Raw genomic sequence first — 19,452 nt, forward strand, 5'->3', positions numbered from 1 at the left:
AAAGCGCCTGCACGCTGTAGGGGCGCGCAGATCATGACCTTCCCCGATGTAACGCCGCTTCTTGCCGAAGCGCTCACCGCCCATGGCTATACTGCGCTAACCCCCGTCCAGTCGGCGGTGATCGAAACAGGCGCGAAGGGCCGCGATCTGGTGGTTTCGGCCCAGACCGGATCGGGCAAGACCGTCGCTTTCGGGCTGGCCATGGCCGACGAGCTGCTGGGCGAATCGGGGCTACCGCAAGCCGGCGCACCACTCGCACTGGTGATCGCGCCGACCCGCGAGCTGGCCCTGCAGGTCAGCCGCGAACTGATGTGGCTCTATGCCAAGGCCGGTGCGCGCATTGCCACCTGCGTCGGCGGAATGGACCCGTCGAAGGAGCGCCGTGCGCTCAGCTATGGCGCGCATATCGTTGTCGGCACGCCGGGGCGGCTGCGCGATCACCTCGAACGCGGCGCGCTCGACCTGTCGGCGATGCGCGCGGTGGTACTCGATGAGGCCGACGAGATGCTCGACATGGGCTTCCGCGAGGACCTCGAAGAGATCCTCGATGCCACCCCGTCAGGCCGCCGCACGCTGCTGTTCTCGGCGACCATGCCCAAGCCGATCGTCGCCCTGGCGCGGCGCTATCAGCACGAAGCGGTGCGGATTTCGACCGTGGGCGAGGATCGCGGCCACGGCGACATCGCCTATCAGGCGGTGACGGTCGCCCCGGCGCAGATCGAGCACGCGGTGGTCAATCTGCTGCGCTTCCACGAAGCCGAAACCGCGATGCTGTTCTGCGCTACCCGCGACAACGTCCGCCACTTGCACGCGACGCTGATCGAGCGCGGTTTCGCGGCTGTCGCGCTGTCGGGCGAGCATAGCCAGAGCGAGCGCAACAACGCCCTGCAGGCCTTGCGCGACCGCCGCGCGCGGGTCTGCGTCGCCACCGATGTCGCCGCGCGCGGGATCGACTTGCCGACGCTGAGCCTGGTGATCCATGTCGAGATCCCGCGCGATGCCGAAGCGCTGCAACACCGCTCGGGCCGCACCGGGCGCGCGGGCAAGAAGGGCACCGCAGTGATCGTGGTCCCCTATCCGCGCCGCAAGCGCGTCGAATCGATGCTGCGCGGCGCGCGGATCGAGGCCGAATGGCGCGAGGCACCGACCCCGGACGACATCAGGCGCAATGACCGCGAACGCCTGATCGCGGCGCTGCTCACGCCGGTTGAGCTGGACGAGGAAGATCGGGAGATCGCTGCCCGGCTGCTTGCCGAGCGCAGCCCTGAAGACATCGCCGGTTCACTCGTCCGCGCGCACCGCGCCGCCATGCCTGCGCCTGAGGAGCTGATCGCCGGCACGCACGAGGCTCAGCGCGCCGCCCAGGCCGAACGGCATCGCCCGGGGTTCGAGGACGTGGTGTGGTTCCGCATGGACGTCGGCCGCCGTCAGAATGCCGACGCGCGCTGGATCCTGCCGCTGCTTTGCCGCCGCGGCCACATCACCCGCAACGAAGTCGGTGCAATCCGCATCGGTCAGGGTGAGACGCATTTTCAGGTGCCCACCGCGGTGGCGCGCAAGTTCGCCGACGCGGTAAAGCGCACCGCCGGGATCGACGGCGACGACGAAAGCGGAATCACGATCGAACAGTCGGAAGCCCCGCGCGAGCAGGCCCGCGAACGCCGCAAGGGCCCGCCGCCCAAGCCGCATCGCGGTCAGGGCGGACCCGGCGGCGCGGGCCCCAGAACGGGACCGCGCGTGTTCCACAAGGGCAAGCCGAAAGGCCCGCGCAGTTAGTCGAGGCTGATCGCGACCACTTCGATGGCCGCATCCTTCCCGCCAAAATCGAGCTGATCGCCAACCTCGGCACCGATCAGCGCGCGGGCAAGCGGCGCGGTGAAGGCGATCCTGCCACTGGCTGGATCAGCTTCGTCGTGGCCGACAATGTCGATCTTGCGCGGCTTGCCGCCCAGCAGCATTTCAACCTTGCTGCCAAAGCCGACCATGCCGTCGGCGCGCGGTTCGGTCAGCTCCGCCGTGGCCAGCCGGGTGCGCCAATAACGCAGGTCGCGCAGATGCGCCTTGCGCTGATCGTCTTCGCTCAGCGTGGGCAGCGCCACTTCCAGCTCTGCGACCTTGGCCTCCAGCAATCGCAAGCCGCGCGCCGTGACCAGGTTCGGCCCCGGCGGGATCGGCAGCTCGAACCGGGGTTCGAGATGCTCCTCATCGCTCTCGCGGCGGAAGGCGACGCTCATGGCAGGGTCATCACGCCAGCGCGGCCTTGACGAAATCGGCGGCGCGTTCGCCAATCATGATCGAGGGCGCGTTGGTGTTGCCCGATACGAGCCGCGGCATCACGCTGGCATCGGCGATCCACAGCCCGTCGATACCGCGTGCCTTCAGTGTCGGATCGACGACCGAAAAGTCATCGCTGCCCATCCGGCAGGTGCCAACCGGATGATAGACCGTGTCGGCCCGCTCGCGGATCAGCGCGTCCAGTTCCGCATCGTTGTCGAGGTCGATCGGATAGCGGTCCTTGGGCTTGTAATCGCTGAGTGGCGGCGCCTCGGCAATGCGGTGAGACAGGCGCACGCCCTTGCGCAGCACGGCAATGTCGCGCGGATCGTCGAGGAAGTTGGGATCGATCGCCGGCGCGGCGGCGGGGTCGCTCGACGCCAGCCGCACCGTGCCGCGGCTCTCCGGGCGCAGCACGCAGGCATGGATCGAAAAGCCGTGGCCCTTGACCTTTTCGCGGCCGTGATCCTCCAGCATTGCCGGGACGAAGTGGTACTGGATATCAGCAGCGGGAACGTCTGCCGAAGTCCGCCAGAACCCGCCGCCTTCGGCAAAGCAGGTGGTCATGATGCCGGTGCGCTTGAAGCGGTGCTCGATCACCGCCTTGGCCATGCGCCAGGTACCGGCAAGGCTGTCACCGAAGAAATCGCGCGACTGCGTTTCCCAGCTCGACACGTAATCGATATGATCCTGCAGGTCGCTGCCGACCGCTTCGCGGTGCAGCGCAACGGGAATGCCCTGTCCGGAAAGATGCGCGGCCGGTCCGATGCCCGACAGCATCAGAATCTGCGGTGATCCGAAGGCACCCGCCGACAGTACGACCCCGCCGCTGGCCCGCAGCACTTCCTGCTGGCCGCCGAACCGCACCGCCACGCCGGTAACCCGGCCTTCCTCTATCACCAGCCGCTCGACCAGCGCCCCGGTGCGGATCGTCAGGTTGGGACGCGGGGTGAGGTAGGCGCGTGCCGCGCTCCACCGCTCGCCGTCCTTCTGGGTGACCTGGTAAAGCCCGAAGCCGTCCTGTGCGGCCCCGTTGAAATCCGGGTTGGCGCCTAGCTGCAGTGCCGCGGCACTGGCGACGAAGGCCTTGCTGCCGGGATTGGGCCAGCGCTGGTCCATGACGTTGAGCGGCCCGTCCCCGCCGTGAAAGGCGTCGGCGCCGCGCTCATTGTGCTCGGCGCGGCGGAAATAGGGCAGGACATCGTCATAGGACCAACCGATGCAGCCCAGCGCGGCCCATTGATCGTAATCGAAGCGGTTGCCGCGGATATAGACCATCGCGTTGATCGCCGACGAGCCGCCCAGTCCGCGGCCGCGCGGCTGGTAACCCAGGCGGCCGTTCAAGCCCTTCTGTGGGACCGTTTCGAACCGCCAGTTCGACGCCTCGGGGATGAAAGGCATGAAACCGGGGGTCTTCACCCGGATCGTATCGTTGCTTCCGCCGGCTTCGAGCAGGCAGACCCGGCGGCGGCCGTCTTCACTCAGCCGGCCGGCCGCGGCGCTGCCCGCGCTGCCCCCGCCAATCACGATGATGTCGAACTGGTCCATTTCCCTCGGCTCCTCTGCCAAGGGGGATTAAGCGTTCGATTAATCGGGTGCAACCGTGCCGCCGCGATTATCCTGCAGCGCCTGCCAGCGCGCCCGGATCATGTCGGAGGTGTCGCGGCTGCCATCGTGGGTCCAACCCGGCGCGCGGACCATGTAGCCCAGCTTGGCAGACCATGGCGCATGCCACACGTCCCGGAAGATTCCGATCCATTCGTGAAAGGCGGTCCACAGCAGGTTGAAGCTGCCGAGCTGCTTGACGATGCCGTAGTGAATCCGCACCCCGTCCAGCTCGGGCTGGAACGTGCCGAACATCCGGTCCCAGACGATGAACACTCCGGCATAATTGCGGTCGAGGTACTGCGGATTGATCGCGTGGTGGACGCGGTGGTGCGCGGGGGTGTTCATTACCGCTTCGAACCAGCGCGGCAGGCGGCGGATCGCCTCGGTATGGATCCAGAACTGGTAGACCAGATTGACCGCGCCGACCGTCGCGATCATCGCCGGGTGGAAGCCGATCAGTACCGGCCAGATGCGGAACACGAAGGACAGCGCCGGAAACCCGGTCCATGTCTGGCGCAGCGCGGTCGACAGGTTGTAGTGCTGGCTGGAATGGTGATTGACGTGGCTGGCCCAGAACCAGCGGACCCGGTGACCCGTGCGGTGCGCCCAGTAATAGTTGAAATCGTCGAGCACGAAGCAGGCGATCCACGCCCACCAGGCCCAGCCAATTTCGGCCACGCGAAGGCCATAGAGCGCAAGGGCCAGCACGGTGAACAATCCGGCGAAAAGCGCCCCGGCAACGGTGCTGCCCAGCCCCATCGCCAATGATGCCAGTGTGTCGCGCGCTTCATACGAAGCGGGTGCGCGGCGCCGGGCCCAGGCGACCTCGATCAGGATCAGCAGGATGAAAAAGGGGACGGCATAGTCGACCGGGCTCAGTGCTGGCATGGTTCAGGTCCCCAGTCGGCGCAGGCTGCTGGCCCACAATTGGGCCTGGTCGCCAAGGTCTAGCGTGACCGAGCCAAAGCGGCGCTCTTCCGTCCCGATCGTCAGGAAATTGCGGTCGAGCCGCGCATGGGCATGGGAATCGAGCACCCGCGCGGCGAATTGCGCGCCGTGGCGGCGCAGCAACAGGACGCGGCCCGAGGCATCGCGCAGCAAGGCCCCGATGCCGGCCCGATCAAGAACGATTTCGGCGGGCTCGAACCCGCAGAGCGCGCCGCGCGCCAGTTCGGCTGCCTCGGCCTCGTCGCGCAGGCGCACGTCGCTGCCCAGCCGCAGCCGCCCGACCAGCCAGGCCACCCCGAGTATCGCGGCGAGCGAGGCGGCAAGCTTGATAAGCTCGAACAGCAAGACAGCGCTAGTCGGCATTGGCCGCCAGCATGTCGATAATCGCCTGCACCGGCGAAAGGTCATAGCCGGCGCGCGCCGCAGCCGCGCTCAGGGCCTGGGGGTTCTTGCCCCTGCTTGCTTCGGCCAGCGCCCACAGCAGGGTCGAACGCGTACCCGAGCGGCAATAGGCCAGTATCGGTTTGTCGGTGGATGCCAGCGCGGCGGCCATCGCCTTGAACTGGCCTTCGGAAAACCCGGCATGGGTAACGGGTATTGCGACGTATGCCATTCCGGCGGCCTGCGCCGCTGCCGCGATGGCGTCGCCAGGGGTTTGGTCCTCGCTCTCGTCCTCGGGGCGATTGTTGATGACCAGGCCGAAGCCCTGCGCGGCGGCGGCGGCGACATCGTCCGTTGTGATCTGCGGGCTGACGGAAAAGTGATCGTTCAAGGCGCGGAACATGGGGGATCGTTCACTCCGGACGGGGCGGCGCAGGTTCGCGCCGATTGCCAACTCCCTCTGCCAAGCGCCCCTTTCGGTGGCAAGCGCTTCGGCCGCGATCGCGTGTAAATCGTGCATAAATGTCACGGGGGGCGCACGCCGCAGCCACCTGCCTGAATCGATTCGCCAATCGCTGCAAGATCGGCTATCAGGCAGTGTGCGGATAGACGGCTTCAGGCCTGCAACCGCTTGGCCGTGACGATTCGTCCGCGTTTTGGCCATGTTTCGTGGGGCGATGCGAAGGTTTATTCGGGTTTATGGGTTTTGATAGAGGACGTCGCGGCCGGGGTCGCGACAAGCGGGACGGTTTCGGCGAAGAGAGCTTTGATCCGTTCGCTGGCGGCGGCGGTGGTGGTGGTGACCGTTTCGGCGGCGGCAGCGACCGTTTCGGTGGCGGTGGTGACCGCTTCGGCGGCGGCGGCGGTGGTCGTGGCGGTTTTGGCGGCGGTGATCGCGGCGGCTTCGGCGGCCCGCGTGGCGGCGGCGGCGGTGGTGGCGGCTTCGGCGGCCCGCGCGGCGGCGGCGGTGGTGGCGGCGGAATGCCGGCCCAGGTCGTTGGCGAAGGAACCGGCACAGTCAAGTTCTTCAACGGCGGCAAGGGCTTCGGCTTTATCCAGCGCGATGAAGGCGGCGAAGATGTCTTCGTCCACATCAGCGCGGTCGAGCGCGCCGGGCTGGAAGGCCTGGCCGAAGGGCAGCAACTCAAGTTCACGCTGGTTGATCGCGGTGGCAAGGTCTCGGCCAGCGACCTCGAAGTGGTTGGCGACGTGATTCCTGTGGCCAAGCGCCCCGAGGCACCGCAGCGCGAGCTGACCGGTGAACGGGCAACCGGCACGGTCAAGTTCTTCAATGCCATGAAGGGCTTCGGCTTCATCACCCGCGACGATGGACAGGCTGATGCCTTTGTTCACATCAGTGCGGTTGAGCGTTCGGGTATGCAGGGTCTCAACGAAGGCGATCGGCTCGAGTTCGATATCGAAGTCGATCGACGAGGCAAGTACTCGGCGGTCAACCTGGCGCCGCGTCAGGATTGATCCCGATTGCAGCCGCACCGGGGGTTGTCCCCGGGCCTGCCTAGTTATAAACGCGTGCAAATGGCGGCCCCTAAGTCTTCTCGGACTCTGGGGGCCGCCATTTGTCGTTTTCGTTTTCCCGCAATTCAAGTGAAGCGAAGGAAGTACCCATGTCGATTACCCCGCTGATGCCAGTCTATCCCCGCTGCGGCTTTCGCCCGGTGCGCGGCGAACACTGCCACCTGATCGGGGAAGATGGCAGGCGATATCTCGACTTTGCGGCGGGCATCGCGGTCAACCTGCTGGGCCATTCGCACCCCGGCCTGATCGGCGCGATTCAGAAGCAGGCCGAGACGCTGATGCACGTGTCGAACCTCTATGGAAGCCCGCAGGGTGAGCGTCTGGCCCAGCGGCTGGTCGACCTGACCTTTGCCGATACGGTGTTCTTCACCAATTCGGGGGCCGAGGCGGTGGAATGCGCGATCAAGACCGTGCGCGCCTATCACCAGCACGGCGGCGACGATCACCGGTTTGAGATCATCACCTTCAAGAACGCCTTCCACGGCCGGACGATGGCGACGATCAGCGCGTCGAACCAGGAGAAGATGCACAAGGGCTTCATGCCGTTGCTCGCCGGGTTCAAGTACGTCGACTTCGACGATCTCGAAGGCGCCAAGGCCGCGATCGGCCCCAACACCGCCGGCTTCCTGGTCGAACCGGTGCAGGGCGAAGGCGGTATCCGTCCGGCCTCCGATGCTTTCATGCAGGGGCTGCGCGCGCTGGCTGACGAACACGGCCTGCTGCTCGCACTGGATGAAGTGCAATGCGGTGTAGCCCGTTCGGGTACGTTCTATGCCTATGAACAATACGGGATCGAGCCCGACGTGCTGGCCACGGCCAAAGGTCTGGGCGGCGGCTTCCCGATCGGCGCCTGCCTGGCCACAGAAAAGGCCGCGCGCGGCATGGTGATTGGCACACATGGGTCGACTTACGGCGGTAATCCGCTGGCAATGGCCGCGGGCGAAGCGGTGCTCGATGCTGTGGCCAACGACGAATTCCTGGCCGAGGTCCGCGCCAAGAGCGAGCGGTTGCGCAGCCGGCTCGAGCAGTTCATCGGCAACTATCCGGGGCTGTTCGAACTGGTCCGCGGCAAGGGATTGATGCTGGGGGTCAAGATGACTCACGAAAGCCGCGCATTCGTTGCCCACCTGCGCGACAATCACCAGCTGCTGACCGTGGCCGCGGGCGACAACACGCTGCGCCTGGTTCCGCCGCTGGTGATCGAGGATGCCGAGATGGACGAGTTCTTCGACAAGCTGTCGGCTGGTGCCGCCAGCTACCAGCCGCCCGAGCCGGTGCAATGACCCGCCATTTCCTCAACCTGGCCGATGCCGGGGGCGACGCGATCGCGGCAATGCTGAACGACGCGATCGAGCGCAAGGCGGCGCGGCAGGGGTGGGCCAAGGGCAAGCCCGATGCCGATGCGCCTTTGTCGGGCCGCGTTCTGGCGATGATTTTCGAGAAGAATTCGACCCGGACCCGCGTCTCTTTCGACATGGCGATGCGTCAGCTTGGCGGCAGCGCCATTATCCTCGAGGCTGGATCGACCCAGCTCGGCCGCGGCGAAACCATCGCCGATACCGCGCGGGTGCTCAGCCGGATGGTCGATGCGATCATGATCCGCACCGACGATCACGCCAAGATCGAGGAGATGGCTGCCCATGCCACAGTCCCGGTGATCAACGGGCTGACCGACCAGTCGCACCCGTGTCAGATCATGGCCGACCTGCTGACCCTGATCGAGCAGGGCAAGGCACTGCCCGGGCTTGAGCTGGCCTGGCTGGGCGATGGCAACAATGTGCTGAGCTCGATCATCGAGGCGGCGGGGCTGCTCAAGTTCAATGTCCGCGCCGGAACGCCGCAGGGTTACGAGCCTGACGCGGATTTCGTCGCGCGCGCCCGCGCCGCCGGGGCGACGATCACCCTGACCCGCGACGCTGCCGAAGCGGTGCGCGGCGCAGATGTTGTGGTCACCGATACCTGGGTGTCGATGGGCCAGGAGCATGCGCATAATAAGCTTGCCGCGATGGCACCATACCAGGTCAATGCGACGTTGATGGCACAGGCCGCGCCCAAGGCAGCGTTCCTCCACTGCCTGCCCGCGCACCGCGGCGAGGAGGTGACCGACGCGGTGATCGACGGGCCGCAATCGGTGGTTTGGGACGAGGCGGAAAACCGCATTCACGCCCAGAAATCGGTGTTGCGCTGGGTCTTCGGTCAACTGTGAGCGCGCCAGAGCATATCCCGGCCGACGAAACCGGCTTTGACCGGATTCTCGGTTTTACCATCCCTTCGCGCAATGGCCGCGGCCGGGTGGTGCGGCTGGGGCCGGTGCTGGAGACGATCCTGTCGGCCCACGCCTATCCGGCGCCGATCAAGCACATCCTGGCCGAAGCGCTGGTGGTTGCGGCGCTGATCGGCTCGTTGCTCAAGGATGACGAAGGTCAGCTGACGATGCAGGCGCAAACCGAAAGCGGTGTCGTCGATCTGCTGGTCTGCGACTATCGCGGCGGAGAACTGCGCGGCTACGTTCGCTTCGATGCCGACCGGCTGGACTTGATCGGTGCCAATCCGTCGCTCTATGCCCTGTTCGGCAAAGGCTATCTGGCGATCACTCTCGATATGGCGACCACCGGCCAGCGCTATCAGGGTATCGTCCCGCTGGAAGGCAATTCACTGGCCGAAGCGTGCCAGAATTACTTCGCGCAGAGCGAGCAGGTGCCGACCCTGATCCGCGTCGGTGTTCGTTCCGATGGTCAGGGCTGCATCGCCGGAGGCTTGCTGATCCAGCATCTCGCCGACGGCGAGGAAGGGCGCGAGCGACTGCACGTCCGGCTCGATCATCCCGAATGGGAACACCTTGCCGTTCTGGCCGGGAGCACGCGTCACGATGAACTGGTCGATCCGGATCTGTCGCTGGAGGCTCTGGTCTGGCGGCTCTTCCACGAGGAAGACGAAGTGCGGGTTGAGGCTGGTCGACGGCTTTCGCGCGGATGCCGTTGCAGCGTGGCGCATTATCAGTCGGTGATCGGACAATTCGCCGAGGCGGATCGCGCTGAAATGCGCAATGACGCGGGTCTGATCCTGGTCGATTGCGCATTTTGCTCGAAGGTCTTCGAGATAGCCGACTAGCTGCTCAATTCGTCGACAAAAAAACACACTTGGTCGCGGATCGTCGCCATGTTACAAGGATGATGGCGAATCCCGCGCGAAATGCTGTGCGCGAAGCGTTCGATTGGATTGGAAGACGTGCGTAGGAAACTGTTCCGACAAGCTGCTGCAGCAACCGCGGTTTTCCTGCTTGGCCTTGCCCCGGCCAACGGGGGAGGTCAGTCGCTTGGCATGCTTGACGCACTCGATGCCGGCAACTGGGAACTTCGCGTGCGGGGTGAGGGCGGTGCGCCCCAGCGCATCTGTATCGATCACGGCCGCAAGCTGATCCAGCTGCGCCATCAGGCAGACATGTGCGACCGTTTTGTCGTGCAGGACGGCGCGAACGAAGTCACGGTGCAGTACACCTGCCGTGGACGCGGCTATGGCCGGACCCATATCCGGCGTGAGACCAACCGCCTGGTCCAGATCGACAGCCAGGGCATCGCCAAGGGTCTTCCGTTTGAGTTCACGGCCGAGGCGCGCCGGATCGGCGACTGCGCGAATTGAGCAAGGTTGCTTCGGCGGCATCCACCCGCTAGCCGGAAGGGATGATCGACCCTGGTACCGGATCGGAAAAGCGTGCGGTTGTCCTGTTGTCAGGTGGTCTCGATTCGATGGTCACCGCCGCCTTGGCGCGGGAGTCGGGCTTTGCCATCAACGCCCTGACGATCGACTACAACCAGCGTCACCGGATCGAGCTGGACGCGGCCAGCAAAATCGCCGCGGTGCTTGGCGCGGAACGCCACGTAACCTTGCCGCTCGATTTGCGGCAGTTCGGCGGGTCGGCGCTGACCGCGGATATCGACGTACCCAAGGACGGAGTCGGTCCGGAAATTCCGGTGACCTATGTTCCGGCCCGCAATCTGGTCTTTCTATCGCTCACCCTGGCCTGGGCGGAGGCGCTGGGCGCACGCGACGTCTTTATTGGGGTCAATGCGCTGGACTACTCTGGCTATCCTGATTGTCGTCCGGAATTCATCGCCGGCTTTGCCGAGCTTGCGCGACTCGCAACCAAGGCGGGCAGTGAAGGCGATCGCTTTACCGTCCATGCGCCGCTGCAATTCATGGGCAAGGCCGACATTGCACGTGAATGCATCCGGCTGGGCCTTGATCCGGCGCTGAGCTGGTCCTGCTACGATCCCTTGCCAGACGGACGCGCCTGCGGGCGCTGCGACAGCTGCAGGCTGCGCCAGGAGGGGTTTGAAAAGGCTGGGATTGTCGACGGAACCCGCTACGCTGCGGCATAATCGTTAGGGAGACTACGCGGTGTCGGATGAAAAGGATGCGGTTTCTGCGCAGGGAACCGCGACGCGTTATTCGTGGTACGTGCTCGGCGTTTTGGTGCTGGTCTATATCATCAACTTCATCGATCGGCAGATTCTCAGCATCCTGGCAGAAGACATCAAGGCCCACTTCGGACTCAACGATTCCGATCTCGGCTTTCTGTTCGGTGCCGCCTTCGCCGTCTTCTATGCGCTGTTCGGGATTCCGCTAGGACGGCTTGCCGACAACTGGAACCGCAAAAAGCTGCTGAGCGTCGGACTCGCCTTGTGGTCGGCGATGACTGCCTTGTCGGGCCTGGCGCGAAGCCACCTGACCCTGTCCCTTGCCCGGATGGGGGTGGGTGTCGGTGAAGCGACTGCCAGCCCGACCGCCTATTCGCTGATCTCGGACTATTTCCCCAAGCGCCAGCGCGCGACGGCTCTGGCGATCTATTCCTCGGGCCTTTATCTTGGCGGCGGCGTGTCGCTGCTGATCGGCGCGCGCATCGGGCAGGCCTGGAACCACACCTATCCCGCTGGCGGGCCATTCGGATTGGTGGGCTGGCAGGCCGCGTTTTTGATTGTCGGATTGCCTGGATTGATAATGGCGGCCTGGGTTGCAACGCTTCGCGAACCGATCCGCGGGGCGATGGACGGAACGGTAAGTCCCGTGGCGCCAACCCCGTTCCGCAGCTTCCTCACCGATCTGTCGAGCATCGTTCCGCCATTCACACTGTTTGGCGCGTGGCAGCGCGGCCCTGCTGCTTTGGCGATCAATCTGGCGGTGGCCGGAGCTGCTGCGCTGGTCGCGTGGCTGATGATCGCCCTGACTCACAATCTGCCGCAATGGTCCGCGATTGCGTTTGGCTATTACGCGGTATTCTCCTGGGCGTGTACGTTGAAGGCCCGCGATCCGGCCACGTTTCGACTTATTTGGGGGACGCCCGCGTTTATCTGCACGACGCTTGGCTACAGTCTCGTCTCGCTGGTGGCCTGGGCTCTGGGGGCCTGGTCTGCACCCTATGCCGAACGCGTTTTGCAGCTGCCCAAGCAGGAACTTGCGTTCTGGCTAGGTGCCAATGGCGCGATTGCCGGGTTCCTGGGCGTAATTATTGGCGGCTGGGTGGCTGACCGGCTGCGGGTCCGGAACCCGGCTGGACGTGTGCTGGTTATCATATTTGGAGTGATCGCTCCGATTGTGCCAATCTGGATTGGCTATTCGACCGAGAACGGGACTCTGTTCTACGCCATGAACTTTGTCGCCGGAATGTGCGGGGCGGCAGCCCTTGGTGCCGCTGCTGCAACGACGCAGGATCTGGTCATGCCAAGGATGCGCGGAACGGCAACGGCTGCCTTCTTCCTTGGCACAACCTTGGTCGGCTTGTCCTTTGGGCCTTATATGGTTGGGCAGATTTCCGATCTTGCCGGCGAGGTGGTGAATGGCAAGCCGATGGGTGACCTGCGCACCGGCATTCTCTCGCTGATCGGCGTTGCGCCGGTCGCCCTGGCGCTTCTGATCTACGCTTACCGCTCGGTCCCCGAAGCCGAACGCACCCTGGTCGAGCGCAGCGGCGAGGTTTAGCGAGCTGGCCCGCTTCAGTCCCGCTTGATCACACCGCAGGCGATGCGGGTGCCGCTGTTGCCCGACGGATCGGTCTTGTAGTCATCCGGGGCTGCATGGATGACCAACGCCGTCCCGTCGCCATCGAACAGCGCGGATTCGGTATCGCTGCGCAGGCCATTCAATGGCGCGCTCAGGCTGGCAAGGCCTGCAGTATTGGCAATCAGGTTCGGCAAATCGCCAAGATGGCTGCCTGCCGGGTTGGCCGTTCCGTGTTGATGTCCGGCGGGATTAAGGTGACCGCCCGCGCTTGCGAATGTCGGTGCATCGCAGCTTCCGGTCGTGTGCAAATGTATGCCGTGCGCGCCAGCAGGCAGTCCGATCGCGGCGACGGAAAGCGTCAGCCGTTCGCCAGACGCGGTAATGAAGGCTTCCCCGGCGGGGGTGCCATTGGCGAGGCGCAATGTCGCTGATGCAACGCGCTTGGTGGGTATGTCACCCAAGGTTGTACAGCCGGCGAGACCAACCAGAGCGGTAGCGGCAGCAGCAAATCCACGCATCGTCATGTCCTTCTTGAAGCCTCGACAGGGCTATAACGAAAAAGGGGCCGGATTGCTCCGGCCCCCCAATCGTTTTGCTGCAAAGGCAGCTTACATGCCCGAACCCGGACCGTAGGTGATTTCCACCCGGCGGTTCTGGAGTTCGCGAACGCCATCGGCGGTCGGCACGCGGGGGTTGTTTTCCCCGAAGCCCTGGCTGGTGATCGCGCCGTCCGGCACGCCATGCGAGCTGAGGTAGCCGCGCACCGAGGTGTTGCGACGTTCCGACAGGCCCTGGTTGTAGGTCGGGCTGCCCGAACGGTCGGCATAACCGGCCAGCATGATCGGGGTGTTGGCGCAGTTACCATAGGCGGTAATCGCGCTGTCGAGGATCGACGCGGCTTCCGGCGTGATGTCCGACTTATCCCAGTCGAAGAACACGATGTAGGGGCCCTTGTTGCATTCCACGACCGGCGGAGGCGGCGGGGGAGGCGGCGGGGGCGGCGGGGGCGGCGGCGGGGGAGGCGGCGGGGGCGGAGCCACCGGCGCACCGAAGTTGTAAGCCAGAGTCGCCATCAGCGAGTGCGAACGCAGCTTGGTCTGTACGTCCGAACCATCGACCGCGATCAGGTTGACGTCGTTCTGGTTGAAGAAGCGATACTTCAGGCCCAGATCGACATTGTCGCTGACCGGGAAACGGATGCCGGCCAGAGCCTGCCATGCGAAACCGGTGTCGGAATCATCGAGCAAGGTGCCCACATCGTCGTTCGCCGTGTACTTGGCACGACCAACGCCGACACCGCCGCCGACAAAGCCCTGAAGGCCATCGTCAGGACCGAAGTCAAGAAGGCCGTTCAGCATGAAGCTGAGGTCGCTGACACTGCCACCGGCATCAGCGCCGCTGAAGGTCTGACCGCCAGCGGTCAGAGCATCGACGCCCGCACGACGATAGCTGGCTTCGGCTTCGAGACGGAAGGCGCCGAAGTCGTAACCGACGATGCCGCCGAAATCATAGCCAGTCTTGTAGTCTGCCTTAACGACGTCAGCGACGCCATCGATGTTGAAATGACCGTCTTCAACGATCATAGCGCCCGCATCAGCCTCAACATACCACGAGTCGTCGCGAGCGAGAGCCGGCGACGCAAGGGCAGTGGAGGCAAGCGCCATTCCAATGACCAGTTTGCGCATTTTGGATTTCCCCTTTTTTAGGATTAGAGCCACCGAGTACAATTCGTCTAACTCCATAGAGTTCCCGAAGCAAGCGCTCAAAAATGCGCAGTGTGGCATTTATGTCGCTGTTTCTGAACCGTCCTGTTGAAATGCGACCGGGCGCTCAAGGTTCCTATGCGACGCAAAAAGATCAACCACGCAAGTGGTCAGGCGGAACGTTCACGTGGTGATGCCCGCAGCCGAGAGCGCCGCAAGGATCTGGACTACGGCCGCTCGTGCCTCGGCATCGACGGTCGTTCCACCGGACGGAGACGACGGTTTCGGCACTGACGTCCAGCCATTTCGGTACCGCAGGTCCTGCCCTGTGGTTCTGTTGAGTGCCCTCATCCCGTCGCACCCGACGAAAAACTGCCAGCTTCCGCCCTGGCGTGCCGCAATCTGCCCCGATCGGCCAGACCAGTCCCCAGTTGCGCCTGCGCCGATGAGCCACGCCTGGCCATCGACCGGCGTTGCCGGAGGATCGGGGCGTTCCCCCTCGATAGCGAGATGTACCAGTGCGTCCAAACGGGACACCGCCTCGTTCACGAACAGCTCTTTCTGGGCCTGGCCAGAGAGCGTGGCTGTGCTGCGGACCGCGCAGGCTTTCTGGTTCACCCGCCGAATAGAGCAGCGCCTGGGCCCCGTTGGGCCAGGTCAGCCGCTTGAGGCTCGGCTCGAACTGCGGCACCCGTCCGGGCGAGGCGCGCTCGATCAGCCCGCTCTCGCCCTCGACCATCACCGCGCGCGCTTCGCCCAGGTTGGCGGCGACCAGCGCGATGCGCGCCTCGGGCGTCTTTTCGGCGACGTGGCGGATCCATTCCGCTCCGGCGCGGGTCTTGCCGAAACCGCGCCCGGCCAGGATCAGCCACAGCCGCCAGTCGGGCCCGGCGGGCGGCAATTGTTCGTCGCGCGCCCAGGCCGGCCAGAAATGGCGGATTTCCTTCTTTTCCTCGTCGCTCAAGGCGCGCAAGGCCCGCAGGCGCTTGGGCGTTTCCATGCCCAGCAGGGTGTCGACCAGCGGATTGCGCTTCATTCCGCGCCCTCGCCCGCGCCTTGCTTGGGGGCGGGCAGGGCCAGGCGGCGTTCGCGGATCTTTTCGAGCTTGGCGTTGATCTCCTGGACGATCGCCTCGCTGTCCTCGTTGTCGCGGATCGCCCGCTGGCGCGATACGCTGTCCTTGTGGGCCAGCAGCAGGCGAAAGGCGATGCCGTTGTCGAAGCTGCGCACCCCGCGCTTGGCCCCGCTGGCCGGCTTGACCTCGCCGGTGCGCAGGCGGTGGAGCAGCTCCATCTCGAGGTACTCATAGCCTTCGCACAGCGCCCGCTGCCAGGCGCGGTTGAACTCGGGTTTGGCCCGGCGGGCCTCGTAGACGGTGCTGGTCACCACCCCGGCGCGTGTGGCCGAGGCGGTGACGTTGGAGGTGCGGGCCAGTTCGCTGAGGAACTTCGGCGACCATACCTTGAATGTGGGCTGCGCGGTCTTGCCGCACGCCTTGTTGGAAGCGCGTTTCGCCATTGTCGGTCCGGTGATCGAGGGGGAAGCGCCGAAGCTGCCCGCCGGGGCGACTCGGTCTATCGCGATGTTCCCTGTATGTACCGAATGAGCGTGACGATGTCAAGCACAAAAAACCAAATAGGTTCGCTACTGTTGCGACGTTGGCCGATTGCCAAGCGCAGTCCCGCGCCGTAACCTGCCGATATGACCGCAGACTTGCTCGATGGCACGGTTCACCTGCTGCCCGATGACCTCGGCCAGGCGATCGCTGCCGATCCCGCGCTGGCCGCGCTGTGGCAGGGGCTGACCCCGCTCGGCCGCAACGAATTCATCTGCTGGGTCGAGGATGCCAAGCAGCCCGCCACCCGCCAGCGCCGCATTGTCCGCACCGGAGAGGAACTGCACGAGGGCAAGCGCCGCCCGTGCTGCTGGGCCGGATGCATCCACCGCACCGACAAGGCGCCTTCAAAGTGGCAGCAGGCCGTGCTGGTCGAGGGCAAGCGGCGCTAGCGCTTGCAGTTGCGCCGCGCGTCGGACAAAGCAGCCCGGTTCGACACGACCGGGGACCATCCTATGCTGCGCCGCCTTTACGACTGGACCATGGACAAGGCGGCGCACCGCCATGCCGAATGGTGGCTGGCGCTGTTCGCCTTTGTCGAAGCGAGCTTCTTCCCGATCCCGCCGCATCCGGTGCTGGGGGTGATGTGCCTGGCCCAGCCGAAAAAGGCGGTGCGCTTTGCCCTGGTCGCCACGCTGGCCTCGGTCGCCGGGGGTCTGCTCGGCTATGCCATTGGGCACTTCCTCTACGACACTGTCGGTGCGCAATTGCTCCACCTGCTCGGGCTGAGCGAAAGCTTCCCCAAGGCGGCGTGCTATCTGCGCGAATACGGGGCCGAGATCATCATGATCAAGGGCGCCACCCCGATCCCGTTCAAGCTGCTGACGATAACGGCCGGGTTCATATCAATGCCGCTCGTCCCCTTCGTGCTCGCCAGCCTGGTCAGCCGGGCGATCAGCTTCATGATCGTCGGCGTGTTGTTCCGGATATTCGGGGCGCCGATCAAGGCGTTCATCGACAAGTACCTCGCGCTCGCCACCGCCGGCTTTGCCGTGCTGGTCGTCGGCGGATTCGTTGCCGCAGTGATGCTCAGTGGCGGCAATCACAAGACCGAGGAAAAATGTGCCGCCGCTGCAGCACAGGTGGCTACGGCATGATCACGCTGTACCATTGTCGCGATGCCCGCTCGTTCCGCGCGCTGTGGGCGCTGGAGGAACTGGGGCTGGATTATGCGCTGGAAGTGCTGCCCTTCCCGCCGCGCGCCCGGGCCGAAGGGTTCAAGCAGATCAACCCGCTCGGCACCGTGCCCGCGCTGGTTGCGGACGGCCAACTGATGACCGAAAGCGCGGCAATCCCGCATTTCCTCGCCACCCGGTATGGTCCCAGCGATCTGGCGGTCGCCCCGGATGAGGCAGCCTATCCCGCCTACCTCAACTTCCTCCACATGGGCGAGGCGACGCTGACGTTCCCGCAGACGATCCACCTGCGCTACACCCGCCTCCAACCCGGCCGCGCCGAGGCGGCGGCGCAGGACTATGCCGAATGGTTCGGCAGCCGCCTGCGCAATGCCGAGGGGCTGATGGCCCCCGACTACGCCTGCGCCGGACGCTTCACCATGGCGGATATTTCCGTGGGCTATGCGGTGATGCTGGCGCTCAGCATCGGACTGGAAGCGCAAGTGACGCCAGGCATGCGCGCCTATTTCGAACGGCTGAGCTCGCGCGATGCGTTCCAGCGCGCCAAGGCGGCGCAGGGTGAAGGTGCCATCGCTACCTGATCAGGGGCGAATCCTTGGCCAGCGCCGCCTGCGCGGCAGCCAGTATCTGCTCGGCTACCGGATCGTGCTTGCGCAGCACCAGTGCCGTTTCGGCCTCGCGCTGGGCACCGCCGGCATCGCCTGACGCCAGCAGCGCGGCAGCAAGGTCGCGGCGCACCGGGTACCAGAAAGCCGGAGGATCGGTGAAGTCGGAGAAGTCCTTGGTCTCTTCGAGCAGCGCGCCGGTGCGGAAGGCGGCGGCGGCGTCGGCCCAGCGCTTTTCAGCCATGGCGATCCGTCCATCGAGGACGGCACGGGTGATGCCCAGCATGGCTTCGGCGGCGACGGTCGCATCCTTGGGCCAGTCCTTGCGCGGCCCCTTGGCGATCTGTTCGGGGATCGCGTCGCGCTCGATCCTGGCGGCGGCAAGATCGCCCTGCCAGACCATCGCTTCGCCGCGGGCATAGTGCCGCGCCGCCTTGAGGTAATCGAGCTTCGGCTCGCCCAGCGCCAGCACGCTGGCCGGATCGAACCGGGCCAGCACGAAATAACCCGAGGCGCTGAGCAGCTGGCTGCCCGGCCCGCCCTTTTCCCGCGCCATCGAGGCTTCGACCAAGGGCCGGGCGAGATCGAGCGCGGTGCGCGAATCCCCGGCCATCAGCGCGCCGCCCAGGCCGTAGATCACGTTGTGCGCGTGATAGGGCAGGTCCCACACGCCTTTCGGATCGGGGTTGCCCAGCGCCCGGGCGTTGGCCTTGCCGATCTCGACCGCGCGGCGATTGGTGTCGGCGGCGTCCTGATACCGCCCGACCCAATAGAAGGTATGGCTGGGCATGTGGACCAGATGGCTGGCGCGCGGGGCCAGTGCCGCAAGCTTGTCGGCATAGGGTTCGGCCAGGGCCGGCCTGCCCGCGACTTCGCTGGCGTGGATGTAGAAATGGATCGCCGGGGTGTGATCGGGCGCTCTTGCCAGCACGGGTTCGATCAGTGCGATCGCGCGGTCGATCGCGGCATGGTCGAAGTCGTCGCTGTCTTCGCTGAAGGCCGAGACCATCTGCGCGTCGGCGGCGAGCACGGCAATTTCATTGTCGGCCGGAAAAGTCTTTGCGACAGTCAGCATCGCCGCGGCATAGGCTTGGTCGGCCTTGTGGACAGCAACGGGGCGATAGCGGGTGACTAGCGCCGCAGTCAGCGCGCGCTCCTTTGGGCTGCCGCTCTTCGCCGCCGTTTCGGCCTGCCGCGCCAGTGCAAGCAGGGGCATGCGTTCCTTGGCATCCTTGCCGTAATTGATCGTCGGGCCATCGGTCAGCGACTCGCCCCACTTGCACATCGCGCAAGCCGGATCGAGGCGCACCGCCTCTTTCATCGCCAGCACCGCGGCGCGGTGAGCGAAGGCGGCGTGCAGCTCCAGCCCGTTGGAGAAAAACGCCTGGGCCTGGGGATTGGCACCCGAAATGGTGAAGCCGCCGTTGCCATAACCGGTCAGCAATTGCGGGTTGCGGGGGGCAGTGCTGTCGGCATGGTTGTGCTCTTCGTGCTTTGCCTCTGCCGCCTTGATCGCAGGCACCGCCGGTGTCGCCGCGTGATCGTGGATGTCCTGCGCTGCGGCGGACAGAGCCGTCCCGGCCAGCAGGGCCGCCAGTGTCAGTGTGTAAGTGCGGCGCATCAGTGTTCCCCCCTTGCCGCGGGAGACT

21 protein-coding genes and 1 pseudogene are annotated in these 19,452 nt (G+C 65.3%); 11 read left to right on the forward strand and 11 right to left on the reverse strand.

The window, feature by feature from the left end:
- Window positions 1–33: 33 nt before the first annotated feature.
- Window positions 34–1,776, forward strand: coding sequence for a DEAD/DEAH box helicase (locus tag ACFFF7_RS11145; RefSeq protein ID WP_379481426.1), 1,743 nt, complete (start codon window positions 34–36; stop codon window positions 1,774–1,776).
- On the opposite strand, the gene ACFFF7_RS11150 is transcribed toward ACFFF7_RS11145, so the two are convergent.
- From ACFFF7_RS11150 to ACFFF7_RS11170, 5 genes are read right to left on the reverse strand one after another with little or no spacing between them, the layout of a single operon-like run.
- Window positions 1,773–2,234, reverse strand: a complete 462-nt coding sequence (locus tag ACFFF7_RS11150) for a GreA/GreB family elongation factor (RefSeq protein ID WP_379481427.1) — start codon at window positions 2,232–2,234, stop codon at window positions 1,773–1,775. The genes ACFFF7_RS11145 and ACFFF7_RS11150 overlap by 4 nt on opposite strands.
- Before the next feature lie 10 nt (window positions 2,235–2,244).
- The gene (locus ACFFF7_RS11155) at window positions 2,245–3,822 is read right to left on the reverse strand and encodes a GMC family oxidoreductase (RefSeq protein WP_379481428.1); all 1,578 of its coding nucleotides are present in this window, start codon (window positions 3,820–3,822) and stop codon (window positions 2,245–2,247) included.
- 39 nt (window positions 3,823–3,861) lie between these two features.
- Window positions 3,862–4,770 (reverse strand): sterol desaturase family protein, encoded by a 909-nt coding sequence (locus ACFFF7_RS11160; RefSeq protein WP_379481429.1) that lies wholly within the window; start codon window positions 4,768–4,770, stop codon window positions 3,862–3,864.
- A 3-nt stretch (window positions 4,771–4,773) separates the two neighbouring features.
- A complete protein-coding gene (locus tag ACFFF7_RS11165; protein ID WP_379481430.1) occupies window positions 4,774–5,175 on the reverse strand; it encodes a hypothetical protein in 402 nt (133 codons plus the stop codon).
- Between the two features lie 7 nt (window positions 5,176–5,182).
- The gene (locus ACFFF7_RS11170) at window positions 5,183–5,614 is read right to left on the reverse strand and encodes a protein tyrosine phosphatase family protein (RefSeq protein WP_379481431.1); all 432 of its coding nucleotides are present in this window, start codon (window positions 5,612–5,614) and stop codon (window positions 5,183–5,185) included.
- A gap of 296 nt (window positions 5,615–5,910) precedes the next feature.
- On the opposite strand from ACFFF7_RS11170, the gene ACFFF7_RS11175 reads away from it, so the two are divergent.
- From ACFFF7_RS11175 to ACFFF7_RS11205, 7 genes are all read left to right on the forward strand, one after another.
- Window positions 5,911–6,687, forward strand: a complete 777-nt coding sequence (locus ACFFF7_RS11175) for a cold-shock protein (RefSeq protein WP_379481432.1) — start codon at window positions 5,911–5,913, stop codon at window positions 6,685–6,687.
- A 149-nt stretch (window positions 6,688–6,836) separates the two neighbouring features.
- Window positions 6,837–8,030 carry an aspartate aminotransferase family protein gene (locus ACFFF7_RS11180; protein ID WP_379481433.1) on the forward strand — a complete coding sequence of 398 codons (1,194 nt, stop codon included), beginning with the start codon at window positions 6,837–6,839 and terminating at the stop codon, window positions 8,028–8,030.
- Window positions 8,027–8,953, forward strand: a complete 927-nt coding sequence (gene argF / locus ACFFF7_RS11185; RefSeq protein ID WP_379481434.1) for an ornithine carbamoyltransferase — start codon at window positions 8,027–8,029, stop codon at window positions 8,951–8,953. The genes ACFFF7_RS11180 and argF overlap by 4 nt, the downstream gene beginning before the upstream one ends.
- Window positions 8,950–9,858 (forward strand): Hsp33 family molecular chaperone HslO, encoded by a 909-nt coding sequence (gene hslO, locus ACFFF7_RS11190; protein ID WP_379481435.1) that lies wholly within the window; start codon window positions 8,950–8,952, stop codon window positions 9,856–9,858. Before argF ends, hslO begins: the two co-directional genes overlap by 4 nt.
- A gap of 210 nt (window positions 9,859–10,068) precedes the next feature.
- Window positions 10,069–10,386 carry a DUF3617 domain-containing protein gene (locus tag ACFFF7_RS11195; protein ID WP_379481436.1) on the forward strand — a complete coding sequence of 106 codons (318 nt, stop codon included), beginning with the start codon at window positions 10,069–10,071 and terminating at the stop codon, window positions 10,384–10,386.
- A gap of 41 nt (window positions 10,387–10,427) precedes the next feature.
- Window positions 10,428–11,126, forward strand: coding sequence for a 7-cyano-7-deazaguanine synthase QueC (queC, locus tag ACFFF7_RS11200; protein WP_379481437.1), 699 nt, complete (start codon window positions 10,428–10,430; stop codon window positions 11,124–11,126).
- 19 nt (window positions 11,127–11,145) lie between these two features.
- Window positions 11,146–12,723: a spinster family MFS transporter gene (locus tag ACFFF7_RS11205; protein ID WP_379481438.1), complete on the forward strand. Its 1,578-nt coding sequence runs from the start codon at window positions 11,146–11,148 to the stop codon at window positions 12,721–12,723.
- 14 nt (window positions 12,724–12,737) lie between these two features.
- On the opposite strand, the gene ACFFF7_RS11210 is transcribed toward ACFFF7_RS11205, so the two are convergent.
- The 5 genes and pseudogenes from ACFFF7_RS11210 to ACFFF7_RS11230 form a co-directional block, all read right to left on the reverse strand.
- On the reverse strand, window positions 12,738–13,268 hold the full coding sequence (locus ACFFF7_RS11210; protein WP_379481439.1) for a superoxide dismutase family protein: 531 nt from the start codon (window positions 13,266–13,268) through the stop codon (window positions 12,738–12,740).
- An 84-nt stretch (window positions 13,269–13,352) separates the two neighbouring features.
- Window positions 13,353–14,429, reverse strand: a complete 1,077-nt coding sequence (locus ACFFF7_RS11215) for an OmpA family protein (RefSeq protein WP_379481440.1) — start codon at window positions 14,427–14,429, stop codon at window positions 13,353–13,355.
- A gap of 201 nt (window positions 14,430–14,630) precedes the next feature.
- Window positions 14,631–15,065: a DUF2793 domain-containing protein gene (locus ACFFF7_RS11220; protein WP_379481853.1), complete on the reverse strand. Its 435-nt coding sequence runs from the start codon at window positions 15,063–15,065 to the stop codon at window positions 14,631–14,633.
- Window positions 15,037–15,483 (reverse strand): annotated as a pseudogene (locus ACFFF7_RS11225) (terminase large subunit domain-containing protein); the annotation flags it as partial. The gene ACFFF7_RS11220 and the pseudogene ACFFF7_RS11225, both read right to left, overlap by 29 nt.
- Window positions 15,480–15,965 carry a hypothetical protein gene (locus ACFFF7_RS11230; protein ID WP_379481441.1) on the reverse strand — a complete coding sequence of 162 codons (486 nt, stop codon included), beginning with the start codon at window positions 15,963–15,965 and terminating at the stop codon, window positions 15,480–15,482. The gene ACFFF7_RS11230 and the pseudogene ACFFF7_RS11225, both read right to left, overlap by 4 nt.
- A gap of 183 nt (window positions 15,966–16,148) precedes the next feature.
- Between ACFFF7_RS11230 and ACFFF7_RS11235 the strand changes: the two genes are divergently transcribed.
- The 3 genes from ACFFF7_RS11235 (at window position 16,149) to ACFFF7_RS11245 (ending at window position 17,779) form a co-directional block, all read left to right on the forward strand.
- On the forward strand, window positions 16,149–16,454 hold the full coding sequence (locus ACFFF7_RS11235; protein WP_379481442.1) for a YdeI/OmpD-associated family protein: 306 nt from the start codon (window positions 16,149–16,151) through the stop codon (window positions 16,452–16,454).
- Window positions 16,455–16,517: 63 nt separating this feature from the next.
- Complete coding sequence (locus tag ACFFF7_RS11240; RefSeq protein WP_379481443.1) at window positions 16,518–17,159, forward strand: YqaA family protein; 642 nt, start codon at window positions 16,518–16,520, stop codon at window positions 17,157–17,159.
- Window positions 17,156–17,779, forward strand: coding sequence for a glutathione S-transferase family protein (locus tag ACFFF7_RS11245; protein WP_379481444.1), 624 nt, complete (start codon window positions 17,156–17,158; stop codon window positions 17,777–17,779). Before ACFFF7_RS11240 ends, ACFFF7_RS11245 begins: the two co-directional genes overlap by 4 nt.
- Here ACFFF7_RS11245 and ACFFF7_RS11250 read toward each other — a convergent pair.
- Complete coding sequence (locus ACFFF7_RS11250; RefSeq protein WP_379481445.1) at window positions 17,772–19,424, reverse strand: hypothetical protein; 1,653 nt, start codon at window positions 19,422–19,424, stop codon at window positions 17,772–17,774. The two genes, ACFFF7_RS11245 and ACFFF7_RS11250, sit on opposite strands and share 8 nt — an antisense overlap.
- Window positions 19,425–19,452: the final 28 nt, after the last annotated feature.

Origin of the sequence: Novosphingobium aquiterrae (assembly GCF_042434435.1) — a bacterium.
Lineage (GTDB): Bacteria > Pseudomonadota > Alphaproteobacteria > Sphingomonadales > Sphingomonadaceae > Novosphingobium > Novosphingobium aquiterrae.